A 14,546-nucleotide genomic window follows, 5' to 3' on the forward strand; every position below is an offset into this window, starting at 1 on the left:
AACACATAGTTTGAATGCTGGTAAATTTCATATCATTATGGGTAGGGCTGCAATTGAGAAAGTTTTAGCAACAATATATACAAGTAAGGAGGTGATAGGTGAAGCCATCACCAACTATGCACGCGCTGATTGTAGATGATTTTCAAACTGCAACATTTCGTTTTGCCGAAATTCCCCGACCGGAACCCACTGCCAACCAGGTTCTAGTGCGAATCAAGGCAAGCGGTGTCAACCCGCTCGACAGCAAAATCCGCACAGGTAAAGCGCCCCATGCCAAACCTGTACTCCCTGCCGTGCTGGGAACCGATTTGGCTGGGGTCGTTGAAGCAGTTGGACAAAATGTCACCGCGTTTAAAGTCGGTGATGAGGTCTACGGACTGACGGGTGGAGTCGGTGGACTGCAAGGTTCACTCGCTGAATTTGCCGCAGTTGATCCCGATCTACTGGCAAAAAAACCAACCAACCTCAGTATGCGTGAAGCCGCAGCTTTACCCTTGGTGGTCTTGACTGCATGGGAAGGACTTGTCGATCGCGCTAATGTACGCGATGGTCAGAAAGTCCTCGTACTTGGCGGCTCTGGCGGTGTTGGTCATGTCGCTGTGCAGATTGCCAAAGCGCGTGGTGCCAAAGTGTTTGCCACTGCCTCGGCTGTTAAGCACGATATGCTGCAACAACTGGGTGCTGTGCCGATAGACTACCACAGTGTATCAATTGAGCAGATTGTACAAATGTATACAGACGGTCACGGATTTGATTTGGTCTACGATACCGTTGGTGGTTCCACTTTAGACGATGCATTTCAGGCAGTACGCACTTACGGACATGTCGTTAGTAGCTACGGCTGGGGTCAGCACTCCTTGATGCCACTCTCGCGGAAGGCTGCTACGTATTCAGGCATATTCGTGCTTCTGCCTCTACTGAATGGTGAAGGGCGTAGTCATCATGGTGAGATTCTGCATCCGCCAACTGCGTAGCCTGATGCAGGTCAACTACGCCCAATTGTTGATCCTCGCCATTTTACTTTGGATACCGCACTGGATGCCCACAATGCGGTAGAGCAAGGCACATCGGTCGGCAAAATCGTAATCGACATTGCAATATGAGATAAAGTCATGACCACATTTCACACAATCTCAATCGATGGTTTAGATATCTTCTACCGAGAAGCTGGTTCCCGCAGTAATCCAACGATTCTTCTGTTACACGGCTTTCCGACCTCATCTCACATGTTTCGCAATCTGATACCTGCGCTTGCCGATCGCTTCCATCTAGTTGCCCCCGATTATCCGAGCTACGGCAACAGTTCTATGCCAACTGTGGATGAGTTTGACTACACGTTTGATCGCTTGGCCCAAATCGTGGAGAAATTTATTACGGCGATCGATCTCAAGCAATATAGCCTCTACGTAATGGATTATGGCGCTCCCATTGGCTATCGAATTGCAGCTAAATATCCAGAGCGAGTGGAAGCGCTGATTGTCCAAAACGGGAATGCCTATGAGGAAGGTATACGCGGCGAATTTTGGAACCCAGCTAAAGCCTACTGGCAAGACCGTTCTCCTGAGAATGCTGACAAGCTCAGATCCTTTTTCACTTTGGAAACAACGAAGTGGCAATATACCAACGGCGTTCGCAATCTGGAAGCGATCAGCCCTGATACCTGGAATATGGATCAACCTCTCCTCGATCGTCCCGGCAACGATGAGATTCAGCTGGCGCTACTCTATAGCTATGGCACGAATCCACCATTATATCTGCAATGGCAGGAGTATTTTCGCAAATATCAGCCACCTACTCTGATTGTTTGGGGTAAGAATGATGACATCTTCCCAGCCGAAGGCGCTTATCCCTACAAGGACGATCTCAAAGACGTTGAGTTTCATTTACTCGATACCGGACATTTTGCCCTAGAAGAGGAAGGAGATGCGATCGCAGATCATATCCGTCGCTTTATGACAACTCATGTTGGACAATCACAGGACGGGAGCAACACGATTTTGTGAGGTGGGGAAGCTGGGGAAGAGAAATAAATTAAGTATATTTAGTATATTTTTAGTAGCAAAAGATTACTAAGTTTTCTTTTTTCTCCCCCAGCAACGCCAGCTCATTTCACGACGATCTCACTTTTTCGCGTTGCTCCCCACAGGACTCATCATCATGAAAAAACTAGACCGATAAGTTTAGGCAAAGGAACTAAGCAAGCGACAGAAGGTGTTCGAGTGTATAAGTTTCGGAATAGAAATTATGAATATTGGGTGTGGGATGGCACGTTGGATAACCCGCAGTCTGGAAGTTTAGAGGTGTATAAAAACAATCGGATCTTCATGCGGCAAACTTGTAGGAAAAATTGAATCTTCAGTACTCTTTCTCATAGAGGTTTATTAAACATGTTCGATCTCGACCAAACTATCAAAGATCGGCACTCAACCCGAAAATTCTTATCCAAACCCGTGCCGCGAATTTTACTCGATGAAGCTCTTGCTTTAGCACAGCTCGCGCCGTCGAATTCCAATACCCAGCCGTGGCGGGTAGTATTTGCTGAAGGTACTCGACGCGATCAACTGAAAAAGGCTTTGCTAAAGCAAGCGCAGCATTTTGACGAGTCTCAGCTACCCAAAATCGCTCAACTGCCAGAGGCATTCCAGCATTACCGCCAGGAACTAGGTGAACAAGTCTATGGAGCAATGGGAATTGCTCGTGAGGATACAGCGAGTCGAGAACGAGCCGTTCTGCGTAATTACGAATTTTTTGATGCCCCAATGGTCGGTATCGTCTGTATGCACCGAGAACTAGGCGATGCAGATGCTTTAAGTGTAGGGATCTATTTACAAACGCTGATGCTGAGTCTGACTGCTCGTGGACTGGGCACTTGCGCTCAGGTTTCGCTAGCCGCTTATCCTGAAATCATTCGCAGCGAGTTAAATATCCCACCGGAATTATCGATCCTCTGCGGTATAGCCGTTGGCTATACCGATCCTGATTTTCCCCCTAATCACCTGCATATTAACCGCGATCCCGTTGAGAAAAATATCTCATTTCTCGACGATCTTGAGCTAGCACATAGAAGTGATTGGAATACTCTTATTAGAGCGTAAGATTTGTGGGAAAATCGCTAAAATGCACTCCCAGAGATAGTTTTAAGGATCTTTATTGAAGCCGGAAGCTTGGAAAGATGTTTATCAATTATCTGCTATTTCAATACTTCTAACAAAAATTGAGCAGGTTGTAGACCTCAAGCTCTGATTCAGCCGTAGGCGGGATATTATTTTCAAAGTCAGATGTAGAGCTAACTTTGAAAATATAGTAACGGACAGGAAGCTTAGGACAGCAATAAAATCACAAAGTACGCTCTTGAAGGCGCGTTTCCCGCGAACTGTCCTAACGGCTTTGGCGACTGCTATAATAGCTCGAACTGAAACCGTGAGCGCTGAAAGCCTTTTAAAACCGTTCAAAAAAATATCCGGACTTAACCGAATCGTATTGAGAGTTACTCAGATTGTTGGAGAAGCTACCAGCTTCACTGATAATGCTATCCGCTTACCAAGGTTTTTGGGCGTTGCAGATAAATCGGGATGATTTGGCAAATTCTAAAATTCCCCCCCTGCAACGCCGCTTTTTGCGTAGGCTGTTCCTGTAATCACCTTGATTGATGTACATTAAAATCCTAAATCTACGGCAATGCGGTGGGCGCAAGCAAACCCAGAAAAAGCGACTGCATTCAACCCTTGACCCGGAAAGGTACTATCCCCTACACAATAAAGTCCTGGAATAGCTGTGCGATTAAAGGGCATCTTCAATAACCCCCACAACTTGCGCCGGGGAATTGGCCCATAAGTGCCATCTTCACGACCCAAAAAGCGGCGATGAGTGCGCGGTGTCCCCACTTCTAAATAGTCCAATCCGGCATCTAAACCTGGAAAAATCTTCTCTAGGCGGTCAATAATTCGCCAAGCTGCCTCTTCTTTCTTCGTTTCGTACTGACTCGGAGAAAGTTCTTGCCACTCATCAATCCAGTCAGGCGTGAAGGCATGAATGATGTGATATCCATTTGGTGCTAAATCTGGGTCAAGCAATGTGGGAATCGAAACAAAAAGTGTACCTTCTGCTGCTGTCATCTTTTCCCAATCTTCCAGCAAAATGTGGTGGCACTCTGTCCCCGCAGGTAAAACAGACTCCTTTACCCCTATATGCAAACTCAAGAAGCTGGGAGATTTTTGATAATTTTGTTGCCACTTTTTCTCATTATCTGGCATTTTTTCTGCTGGTAGTAATTGTTCAAATGTATCCCAGCGTGTAGCATTAGAAACTATGCGTTTACCCCGATATACTTTACCATTAGCCAGTTGCACACCTACGGCTTTTCCCTGTTCTGTGAGAATTTTTGTAACTCTAGCTTGGTACTGAATCTTACCTCCAGCTTTCTCTAGACCTTCCACCAGTTTTTGGGCAATTTGTCCGACTCCACCTTTAGGATAGTTAACTCTGCCATAATGCCTGTCAGAAAAGACCATCCCAGCATTAATCATTGGTGTCATGTCTGATGGAACCACCGACCAGCAATAACATTCCATATCGATAAATTTCAATAATTGCGGGTCTTTGATGTAGCGCCGCGCCACGTCCCCGGCATTTTGAGGCAGATACTTAACTAAACCGAGACACGCCAAAGGATGCTGGAAAAATACCCGCAGTAAATACCGAGGTTCTTCCAATGACAGCAAATCCATGCTGTTGAGACACTTGAATACTTTTTGGCATTCGTCATAAAAGCGACGAATCCCCTGTTCTTCATGGCGAAAATGAGCAGTAAGATTTTGCAAAAATTTTTCATAAACCCAGTCAACCTTCAAGTCTAAACCTTGGGGTAGATGATAGTGAATCTGCACTGGATCTGCGATCGCTTCTTGGCTGACATTTACAGCTGATAATGCACGGGTGAGTAAGTTAGTTGTACCATTTTCTCCCAGCCCAAAAATCATTGATGCGCCAACATCGAATCGATAGCCTTGGCGTTCAAAATAACCAGCGCTCCCACCTGGAATCAAATAACGTTCCAACACCAGCACTTTTGCTCCCTTGGCCGCTAACTGGGTCGCTGTTACTAATCCGCCAATCCCAGACCCAATCACGATCGCATCAATATCTTGCATATTAGTCATTAGTCATTAGTCATTAGTTATTTTCCTCCATCCCCAATGCCCAATGCCCCAATCAAAAAAAAAGAGGGACGAGCCTGCTGCTGCTGGCTAATCCCGTCTGCCGATCCTTAAAAGAGAGGAGAACACTGTAGAAGAATATAGCCTTGATTGAGAATAAATGTCAAGTACTAATGAAAAATTTTATCAATAAAATTGAGAGTCTTAATTTTAGCCGTCAGCCGGATGCAGGAAAGAGTATTATGGTGTTTCAGTTCTTATACAATAAAAAGTCCCACTTTTCTGGCTATGACGCTACAATTGCGCGTTTATGTTCCACCCCATCCTCTGATCAAACACTGGCTGGCAGTTGCCCGTGATGCAGGTACACCTTCAGTATTATTTCGCAGTGCGATGACTGAGTTGGGAAGATGGCTGACTTATGAAGCTGTGCGAGACTGGTTGCCGACCCAAGAAATATCGGTGCAGAGTCCCTTGGATACCTGTCTGGCGACTGTGATTGATCCGCAAATGCCTATGGCAGTAGTACCGATTTTGCGAGCTGGACTAGGCTTACTTGAGGGAGCGCAGACTTTATTACCTTTAGCATCGATTTACCACTTTGGCTTGGCGCGAGATGAAGAAACACTGCAACCTCATTGTTATCTGAATAAGTTACCAGAAAAATTTGACCCCCAAACACGAGTGTTAATTACCGATCCGATGTTGGCAACAGGAGGGTCGATCATGGCGGTAATGGCAGAATTGACACAACGGGGTGCTGATCCTGCCCTAATGCGGATTGTTTGTGTAGTGGCGGCTCCACCAGCTTTGCAAAAACTGAGTGAAGCTTATCCAGGTTTGATAATTTACACGGCAACTATTGACGAAAAACTAAACAGCAAGGGATATATTGTACCGGGATTGGGAGATGCAGGCGATCGCATCTTTGGGACTTAAGCTAGTATGCAGCTAGGGCAGGGAAATAGCATAACTACTGTAAAAGTTGCAAGGTTTGTTGAAGGCGGTAAAGATATGAGTCAGCGAGATGGTTTTGGCAGTGGTTTTTTAGCGGGGGCATTTGTTGGTGGCGTATTTGGCGGTATCGTCGGGGCACTGATTGCTTCTCGACGCGAGCCGGAATTGCTAGCAGATGAAGAGGCAGAACTGACAGATAGCCAAGCCGAAGCTAAGAAAATAGCAGCAAAGCGGCGTCAGATGAAAGCCTCAGAAAGTGAAAGTATTGGTATAGAAACGGCTAGGCGATCGCTAGAAGATAAAATTGCCCAGCTAAATGCCACAATTGATGAAGTGCGGAAGCAACTGGGAAATGTTAATGCCGGTTCACCCCAAGCAACCAATGACCGCTCCCTCACTAAAGATTCCTGAGATTTTTTATTCAGGCGTGGTGAAAGTGTCAAGTGTGGTAAATCTGGGTGGAATCTGCAAACACCATGACATGGACTAAATTAAAATTAAAAGATAAGACCGTCTTTGACACTTAGTAGGAAACCAACAAATCCATGTACCTTCTGATTAACACTCTAGCTACTTTCATCCAGATTTATACTCTTTTGCTAATTATTCGGGTTTTATTGACCTGGTTCCCGACAATCAACTGGTACAACCAACCATTTGCCGCTTTGAGCCAGATAACCGATCCTTATCTCAATCTGTTTCGCAGAATTATTCCCCCATTGGGCGGGATGGATTTTTCTCCAATGTTAGCTATTATACTGCTTCAACTAGTAGGTGGTGGCCTGCAAGGCATCTGATCAGGCAGAATTTGCAGTTTGCTGCACTTCAACTAATGAATTTTAGGTCTGGGCTAACTAGCTCAGACTTATGCAATTTCAAGGCTAATTATGGATAATTAGGGATGCAATAATTGAAAACTGACGCTATATTTTACGATATATTTAAACAATTTCCTAGTGTTTTATTTGAACTTATTGGTCAATCTAATACTAATACCAATGCTTATGAGTTTATCGCACCAGAAATTAAACAACGTTCTTTTCGTTTAGATGGAGTATTTTCTCCTCTAAAAGAATTTGCTAATGAACCCCTTTATTTTGTAGAAGTTCAGTTTTACAAAGATGAAGAATTTTATGACCGTTTATTTACAAGTATTTTCCTTTACTTTTCTCAATATAAACCAGTCACTTCTGAATGGTATGCAATAGTCATTTATGATAAGCACAGCAATGAAACATCCTGTCCTTTACATTATCGTGCCTTGTTAGAGCCTCATTTACGCTGCTTTTATCTGGATGAACTTGAGGTAGTAACTGAAGGATCTCTGGGTGTAGGAATTGTCCGATTGGTCGTAGAAACTGACAACAAAGCCCCAGAGCTTGCTAAACAGTTAATTGACAAAGCTAGATTGGAATTAGCCGATGTTCTTATCCAAAGAAAAGTTTTAGAATTTATAGAAGAGATTATTGTTTACAAGTTTCCTAATTTTAACCGAGAGGAGATAGAAGCTATGCTGAATTTAAATTTACTGAAACAAACCAGAGTTTATCAAGAAGCAAAAGAAGAAGCAAAGTTAGAACTAGTAGCTAAATTAGTACAAAAAGGGCTAAGTATTCAGGAAATAGCAGAATTATTAGAATTAGATGTTGAAATCATTAGGAAATCTCTTAATTAGAGAACTATTCCTAAAGTAGGATTTTACTATCAGAGGAACATCGCTACACGCTACATTCTGTGAAGAAGACTATTCTTATTTGTACACTATTCATCCCGACACCGAATCTTTGGATAAAGTGCGGGACTTATAGCGGTAAAAGTTAAAATTTATTACTTACGGACTTGACCGCTAAATCCGGCAGCCTTGAACTGCTTTAACTTCAAAGGTAAGGGCTGATTTGCCGGTACAGAAATTCTCAATTCAAAATCGCTAATGCCTGGTGGCACCTCAGCAATAGAGCCTAAGCGAGTGCGGTTTTGCATTACTGAGTCATTATTGGCATCATAGATGCGTCCAAAAATATCTGCGTCGTAAGCTGTTTTATTAGTAGCATTTTCGGCTTTGCCAATGACAATAAAACAATTAGCAGCTGCGCTACCACTACTGATAACAGCCCCTTGTGCTAGTTCTGGTGGACAATCTTTATAAGATACATCAAATAGTTTAATCTGTGTCAGGGCTACAGCTGTGGGAGCGATCGCCCACGATAGAAAGGTGATGAGACAGGAAATAAAAACGACCGTGAGTGAGCGCAACCGCATAAAAGACTCCGTGATTTGATTCAATAATTATGTAACTTATAACCTCAGCTTACAGCATACCCCTACTCCCTATTCTTTACTTCCCTGATTGATTCGCAACAGTCATGGCAATTTCCCTAACTAGGTGATAAGTAAATCAAGACTAGAAAATATCAACCCGATATCAAGAACCCAGGAGACAAGAGACAGAATGAAGTTTTTCTCCTGACTTCCCTGAATATTAAGCATCTTACGTTTAATTAAACTTCATCTAAGTTTATAAGCGTAGTTTTCGCCCCTCACCCTAAATCCCTCTCCCAGATATGGGAGAGGGACTTTGAAATTCTGGCTCCCCGAATCCCAAATCTGAGAGAAGGGGCTGGGGGATGAGGGCAAATCCTTTTCATCAGCGAAGAACTACAGATTTCAAGATAGACGTGGTTTATGTCTATATTTAACTACAGGGTGATTGGAGACTTTAATTTAACTTTTGTAATAATTAGGGAAATAAACCCTCAATTGCGATTAACTTATGACTCCAGATGAGATTGAAGCAGCTATGTTCGCAGCCTTTAATGATTGTGATGCCGCAAGCTGTCCTCTCACTGACACACAGAAACAGATATTACTGCAAGTCGTCGAGCAAATTCAGGGAAATTCTAGCTCTGGAATGTCAAATATTGCTAATCCCTTAGACGAACTTACCCCAGAAGAGTTAGAAGCATTTTTAAATTTTGTTAAGGATGAAGAACAATGTAACCGCACTTGGAAAGTGCAATTGCTCAACGACTGGCTGCGGGAAAATGACTCTGGAACAGTACAATTCATTCGCAAACGCTATGGTTTACAGTGGCTCAATCGTGTTGAATCATGTCATTTTGATAAGTATTCTTATTTTGAGGATGCACTAAAGCTGAGAGTAGGCGATCGCATTGAAACTTCCAATGCATTATGGGAATGGGTGCAAGAGGATGGCCCTTGTAAGCGCGAATGGTTTCCCTGTATGGTGATTAAGGTCGAGGAAATTAGCGATTGCAATGATTCCTCTACTAATTGCGTCGTCCGCTTCTTCAATGGCGCTGAGTATGAAATTCAAGGCATCTACGAATGGAATCGCTATAACTGGCGCTGGCCTCAAAAATAGTGCTGAGTATTGAGTGCTAGTGCTCAGTAAATCTGATTGAGTCTTTGAACTCCGTTCATCCACCTCAGAACTCCGTTCATCCACCTCGGAACTCCGTTCATCCACCTCGGAACTCCGTTCATCCACCTCGGAACTCCGTTCATCCACATCAGAACTCCGTTCATCCACATCAGAACTCCGTTCATCCACATCAGAACTCCGTTAATGAGTCTTTGATACTCGTTGATGAGTCTTTAGGGACTTCCAAATAAAAAAATATTCAATTAACTCTTGTGGGGTGGGCGTCTCGCCCGCCATATAAACTGGGCGGGCAAGATGCCCACCCCACAATATTGGATAATTTATTTCTTGGAGTTCCCTTATACTCTGACTGCTGCTGGATGTTAATAAAATTATTGGTTGAACAACGCCCAAGCCAAAAACCTCTCAGTATAATACAACGCTAATTGATTGCTCACACCGTTGAAAACAGCATCAAAAGCGTGTTCTGCCCAAGGAATTTCTAGAAAAACCGCAGTGTTACCAGAATCATGTAAACGTTCATACATTTGTCTGCCAAATCGTGCTTCTACCAAATTGTCACGACTGCCATAAATTAGTAAAGTTGGCGGTAAAGGGTGCGTCAGGTAATTTATCGGTGAAGCAATTTGATACTGATTAGGTAATTCTTCTAAAGAACCACCGAGAAATGCTTTTAAAACAGCGCGGCTGTGAATGGGATCGGGATTTGGCGGTGTTTTGTATCCTTCAGTTAAGTTAACAGGCCCGTAATAGTTCACCACAGCCCGAATCGGTGGTGCATCTGGTTGATAAGCTGCTAACATTGCTAAGTGCGCTCCCGCAGAACGTCCCAAAAGTATCATACGTTCTGGATCGGCTTCATATTCAGCTGCATGTTTGCGAACAAAATTTAGGGCTGTACGCACGTCATCTAACTGAGATGGGAACTGATATTTAGGTGCGTGTCGATAGTCGATCGCAAATACTGTATATCCATGATTAGCAAGATATTGATTAAACTCGGAATTGGCATGAGGATTGCCATATTGCCAAGCACCACCATAAATTACTATCACTGCTGGATATTTTCCTACCTCTGAAGGTTGGTAAACTTCCATTTTTAAAGGCACTCCCGCAGGAGAAGCAAAGAGAATATCTTTTTGATGACGCATTTTGCCTAATGGAATACCCCGGAAGAAATGAACTAAGTCAAAGGGATGGGTTTGCATTTTAGCGCTTACTTGAGCTGGAATTTGCTCTAGATAATTTGCTCCCAATCCTTGTTTCATCGATTTAACCATCTGTATTTGAGTTAGTGGAATATTCACTAACACCCATCCACAAATTAGCAATCCTATCAAACTGAAAATACAAGCTAGGCGTTGTAGTTTACGGCGACGGATGTAGAAAAAAGAAAGTAATAAAGAGAGTAAGTTTAATAATAATAACCAAGGACTGACTTCTGGCGCTCCCACTGCTAACGTGAGTAAAAACATATTTGGAGGCGGAAGAATAATCCAAGAGCTAAGAAATAGACTTGCAAAACTGAGTAATAATGCAAGCCATGATAAAAATATTTTGGGTTTAGCAAACATAAATTAAAGTGCGGTAATAACGACTCCAAAGAAGTACAATCTATCCGCCAATGCTTAGGTTGGCAATAGCCCAGCCCTGGCGAATGGAATTCGCGGCTATACAAACAAAGTCTGCCTCCGCAGACTAAGGAAAAATTGAGTGTTTGAAACCTACTGAGGTGAGTTTTCCCTGTGTAGACAAGCCAGTGCGTTGGGCGGCTTTGCCGACTTGTTCGCGCAGCGTCTCCCCTTCTCCCAAAGGGAGAGGCTAGCGCCAAGGGAGAAGCAAATGGCGCGCGGTTTCTAACCGCCCTTTGAAATTATTTCTTCATCAACCTAAACCCAAATCCTCACTCAACGCTTGGCGCATAACTTCTACAGGTACAGTTTCCTGCTGCAACCAAATTTTTAATGCTGCTGCTCCTTGTTGAACTAGCATTTCTAAGCCATCGATCGCAATTACACCTTGTTTTTCTGCTTGCTCTAGAAATTGCGTCGGTTTAGGAATATATATTAAATCGTAGGCGATCGCACCCGTTGGTAAACTCGCTATTTCCTCTACACTCAAAGGCGACTCATCAACCTTGGGATACATCCCGATAGGAGTTGTGTTTACCAGCAGATTAGCTTGAGGAATTAGCTTTGAAAGTTCCTCCCATTGATGAACTTGTAAATTTTCACTTATGGGTGAATTGTTCCAACTATTGCGAAATTCTTGTAATCTCTGCACATTACGCCCAACAACATGAATTTTGGCAAAACCTAGCTGGTGACAACCTGCTACAACTGCCCTGGCTGCCCCACCATTGCCTAAAATTACCGCTACCTTCTGACTCCAATCTTGTTTATACGTTGTCTGCAAAGGAGCGATAAATCCTTCTATATCTGTGTTTGTCCCTACCCATTTATTATTTTGGCGACTGACAGTATTAACTGCTCCGATAGTTTGAGCAAGAGGTGTAATTTCTGAGAGTAAGGGCATGATTGCTTGTTTATGAGGTATTGTGACACTAAAACCAACAACACCAATAGCGGCGAAACCTGCGATCGCTATTTCTAAATTCTCTGGTGCTATGGGAAAGGGAAGATAAACGTAATCTAATTTTAAATGAGCGATCGCGGCATTATGCATCAGTGGCGATCGTGAATGTTCCACTGGATGTCCAATCACCCCTAGTAGTTTAGTTTTGCCTGTAATCAATCTTTCTTTAGTCATTTGTGATTTGTTATTAGACATGGGTTATTCCCCTCATCTCCCTTGTCTCCCTCATCTCCCTCATCTCCCACTCCTCACTCCCCACTCCCCACCTAGCCTACAATTATTAAAAGCTACTTAACATTTCTTTTGATTATGCAGGCAACTACAGCCCCCTCTACAACCCCAACTCCTGGTAAATATTGGCAGTGGCGAGGGCATAACGTTTACTACGTGCGTGCGGGAGAAAAACAATCGCAACGTCCGCCCTTGCTTTTGGTACATGGATTTGGTGCTTCCACAGACCACTGGCGCAAGAATATCACAGGATTGTCTCAAGATTTTGAAGTATTTGCGATCGACCTTTTGGGATTCGGGCGATCGGCAAAACCAAAATTGCAGTATAGTGGCGACTTATGGCGTGACCAACTCCATGATTTTATCACTGAAGTAATTGGTCAAAAAGCAGTATTAGCGGGTAATTCCCTTGGTGGCTACGCTGGCTTGTGTGTTGCAGCACAGCGTCCCGACAGTGCGGCTGGTTTAGTATTGCTCAATAGTGCAGGGCCTTTTAGCGAAAGCCAGCCTACATCTGAACCTGAAGCTTTACAATCCGAAATTCAGCCACCTAAACAAACTTCTTCTTTACAGACACTACTGGGTGACTCGGTTAAGTGGATTCTTCAACAACCTTTAGCCCAGTTTTTGTTATTTCAATACGTGCGACAACGTTGGGTAATCCGCCAAACTCTAGAAAAAGTTTATCTTGACAAGAGTGCAATTACAGACCAATTAGTAGAAGAAATTTCTCGTCCTGCTTTCGATTCTGGTGCGTTGGATGTATTTGTTTCAGTTTTTAGCACTCCTCAAGGGGAAAAAGTTGATCTGCTACTAAAACAATTAACTTGTCCTTTATTGATGTTATGGGGAGAAGCCGACCCTTGGATGAATGCTAGAGAACGTTCCCAAAAATTTCGTCAATATTATCCTGAACTCACAGAACATTTTTTAACAGCAGGTCATTGTCCCCATGATGAAGTACCCGATAGAGTAAACCAACTTTTAGGCGATTGGGTTTTGTCTATTAAGTAAGTGAATAAGCTTTAGACATCTCCAAAATTTAACGAAAATCGGCGGGAATCCCATCCCAACAAGAGGGGTGTCCGGGATAGCCGCCCGCCTTTCCATTGTCATTAGTCATTGGTACTAATGACTAATGACTAATAACTAATGACTTCGATTTACCCCCGGCTTCAAGTCGGGGGATGAGTTAAATATGCTTTATCTAGAAACCTTGTAGAGACGTAGCACTGCTACGTCTCTACATTCTTTTTCACCAAATATCTTTTTTATAAAAGTCCCTCCAATTCGGCGAATTTACGCAAACGTGGTAGACACTGGCGCTGATAAAAACTGCTTAATGTCGGAATTGACAGCCCAAATTCCACAGATAATTCTCTCCAGCTAACTTCCGGGGGTAGTCGTTTGAGAATTAACACCTGACAATTCACATCTGGACGCCCTTTAATGTAAGTATGGCGTAATTCTCCTTCAGAATCTGTCTTAGCCCATATCTCCAAGTTTTCTAGAATGGGAGGTGTTTGGGGAGTAGCTGGGAGGTTATCTACAGGATCAATAGTTTCACCTGTTCCACCCGATGTAGAGTGACGAACCCAAAGAGGGACTGTTGTGGCTTGTTCCCGGTTTTGGTTAATGTAAAAGTCTTGTAGTCTCCTTCTTAGGTAAGCATTCAGCCAGGTGATCACACTCCCATAGGTGGAGTCATAAGTTTGACCTGTCAAACCTTCACAAACATTGCGGCAGAAATACAACCAAGTTTGTTGTAGTGCATCTTGATAGTAGGGAGTATTTTCCCTCCAGAGTTTACTTGCTGTCAAGCGAATAATTTTCGTAAGCAGCTTCTGACGCTGAGGGCTTCCAGGTGGGTGTCCACAGGCTTCGGTAACTAAGCGACGTAGCTGTTCATCGAATTGAACCATGACAATCTTGGCGAAGAAAGCAAGAATATCTTAGTATTGCGTATAACAACGCCCGAAAAAATTACCTTTTTAAGGGTTTAAGTCAGACACGATAGAACTATGCTGATGACACGCACCAAAAAGCCCCGTTGGTAAAACGAGGCTTTTGTTTTTGGAATTCCATATCTACCTAATTTCAAAGCAAATTAAACGTGCGATCCAGTCTTTTTCTTACCATCACCAGTTAACTGGAGTTTAGACTAAGCCATGCAAAATGACCCAGCAGGGCTGAGTTAATTAGAG

The 14,546-nt window shown here is 43.4% G+C and carries 13 protein-coding genes and 1 pseudogene; 9 read left to right on the forward strand and 5 right to left on the reverse strand.

What is annotated here, in order from left to right; genetic code table 11:
- Positions 1-116 precede the first annotated feature (116 nt).
- The 3 genes and pseudogenes from HWQ38_RS37695 (at position 117) to HWQ38_RS37705 (ending at position 3,095) form a co-directional block, all read left to right on the forward strand.
- Positions 117-1,103: pseudogene (locus tag HWQ38_RS37695) on the forward strand (zinc-dependent alcohol dehydrogenase family protein).
- A gap of 9 nt (positions 1,104-1,112) precedes the next feature.
- Complete coding sequence (locus HWQ38_RS37700; RefSeq protein WP_292793152.1) at positions 1,113-2,003, forward strand: alpha/beta hydrolase; 891 nt, start codon at positions 1,113-1,115, stop codon at positions 2,001-2,003.
- Between the two features lie 384 nt (positions 2,004-2,387).
- Positions 2,388-3,095, forward strand: coding sequence for a nitroreductase (locus HWQ38_RS37705; RefSeq protein WP_292804793.1), 708 nt, complete (start codon positions 2,388-2,390; stop codon positions 3,093-3,095).
- A 561-nt stretch (positions 3,096-3,656) separates the two neighbouring features.
- Here HWQ38_RS37705 and crtH read toward each other — a convergent pair.
- Positions 3,657-5,159, reverse strand: a complete 1,503-nt coding sequence (gene crtH, locus HWQ38_RS37710; RefSeq protein WP_292804796.1) for a carotenoid isomerase — start codon at positions 5,157-5,159, stop codon at positions 3,657-3,659.
- 285 nt (positions 5,160-5,444) lie between these two features.
- On the opposite strand from crtH, the gene upp reads away from it, so the two are divergent.
- From upp to HWQ38_RS37730, 4 genes are all read left to right on the forward strand, one after another.
- The gene (gene upp, locus HWQ38_RS37715; RefSeq protein WP_292804822.1) at positions 5,445-6,095 is read left to right on the forward strand and encodes a uracil phosphoribosyltransferase; all 651 of its coding nucleotides are present in this window, start codon (positions 5,445-5,447) and stop codon (positions 6,093-6,095) included.
- A gap of 75 nt (positions 6,096-6,170) precedes the next feature.
- Entirely contained in the window at positions 6,171-6,524 is a 354-nt protein-coding gene (locus tag HWQ38_RS37720; protein WP_292804825.1) for a hypothetical protein, read from the forward strand.
- 134 nt (positions 6,525-6,658) lie between these two features.
- A complete protein-coding gene (locus HWQ38_RS37725) occupies positions 6,659-6,910 on the forward strand; it encodes a YggT family protein (protein ID WP_292804799.1) in 252 nt (83 codons plus the stop codon).
- A 113-nt stretch (positions 6,911-7,023) separates the two neighbouring features.
- A complete protein-coding gene (locus HWQ38_RS37730; protein ID WP_292804802.1) occupies positions 7,024-7,788 on the forward strand; it encodes an Rpn family recombination-promoting nuclease/putative transposase in 765 nt (254 codons plus the stop codon).
- A gap of 152 nt (positions 7,789-7,940) precedes the next feature.
- Here HWQ38_RS37730 and HWQ38_RS37735 read toward each other — a convergent pair whose 3' ends face one another.
- A complete protein-coding gene (locus tag HWQ38_RS37735; RefSeq protein ID WP_292804805.1) occupies positions 7,941-8,372 on the reverse strand; it encodes a biotin carboxylase in 432 nt (143 codons plus the stop codon).
- A 511-nt stretch (positions 8,373-8,883) separates the two neighbouring features.
- On the opposite strand from HWQ38_RS37735, the gene HWQ38_RS37740 reads away from it, so the two are divergent.
- Positions 8,884-9,495: a hypothetical protein gene (locus HWQ38_RS37740; protein ID WP_292804807.1), complete on the forward strand. Its 612-nt coding sequence runs from the start codon at positions 8,884-8,886 to the stop codon at positions 9,493-9,495.
- 392 nt (positions 9,496-9,887) lie between these two features.
- Here HWQ38_RS37740 and HWQ38_RS37745 read toward each other — a convergent pair whose 3' ends face one another.
- Complete coding sequence (locus HWQ38_RS37745) at positions 9,888-11,090, reverse strand: alpha/beta hydrolase (RefSeq protein ID WP_292804810.1); 1,203 nt, start codon at positions 11,088-11,090, stop codon at positions 9,888-9,890.
- 310 nt (positions 11,091-11,400) lie between these two features.
- On the reverse strand, positions 11,401-12,285 hold the full coding sequence (locus HWQ38_RS37750; protein ID WP_292804828.1) for a shikimate dehydrogenase: 885 nt from the start codon (positions 12,283-12,285) through the stop codon (positions 11,401-11,403).
- A 135-nt stretch (positions 12,286-12,420) separates the two neighbouring features.
- Between HWQ38_RS37750 and HWQ38_RS37755 the strand changes: the two genes are divergently transcribed.
- Positions 12,421-13,356: an alpha/beta fold hydrolase gene (locus HWQ38_RS37755; protein WP_292804813.1), complete on the forward strand. Its 936-nt coding sequence runs from the start codon at positions 12,421-12,423 to the stop codon at positions 13,354-13,356.
- 257 nt (positions 13,357-13,613) lie between these two features.
- On the opposite strand, the gene HWQ38_RS37760 is transcribed toward HWQ38_RS37755, so the two are convergent.
- Positions 13,614-14,264 carry a sigma-70 family RNA polymerase sigma factor gene (locus HWQ38_RS37760; RefSeq protein WP_292804816.1) on the reverse strand — a complete coding sequence of 217 codons (651 nt, stop codon included), beginning with the start codon at positions 14,262-14,264 and terminating at the stop codon, positions 13,614-13,616.
- Positions 14,265-14,546: the final 282 nt, after the last annotated feature.

It is taken from the genome of Nostoc sp. NMS7 (genome assembly GCF_017115085.1).
In the GTDB taxonomy this organism is placed as follows: domain Bacteria; phylum Cyanobacteriota; class Cyanobacteriia; order Cyanobacteriales; family Nostocaceae; genus Nostoc.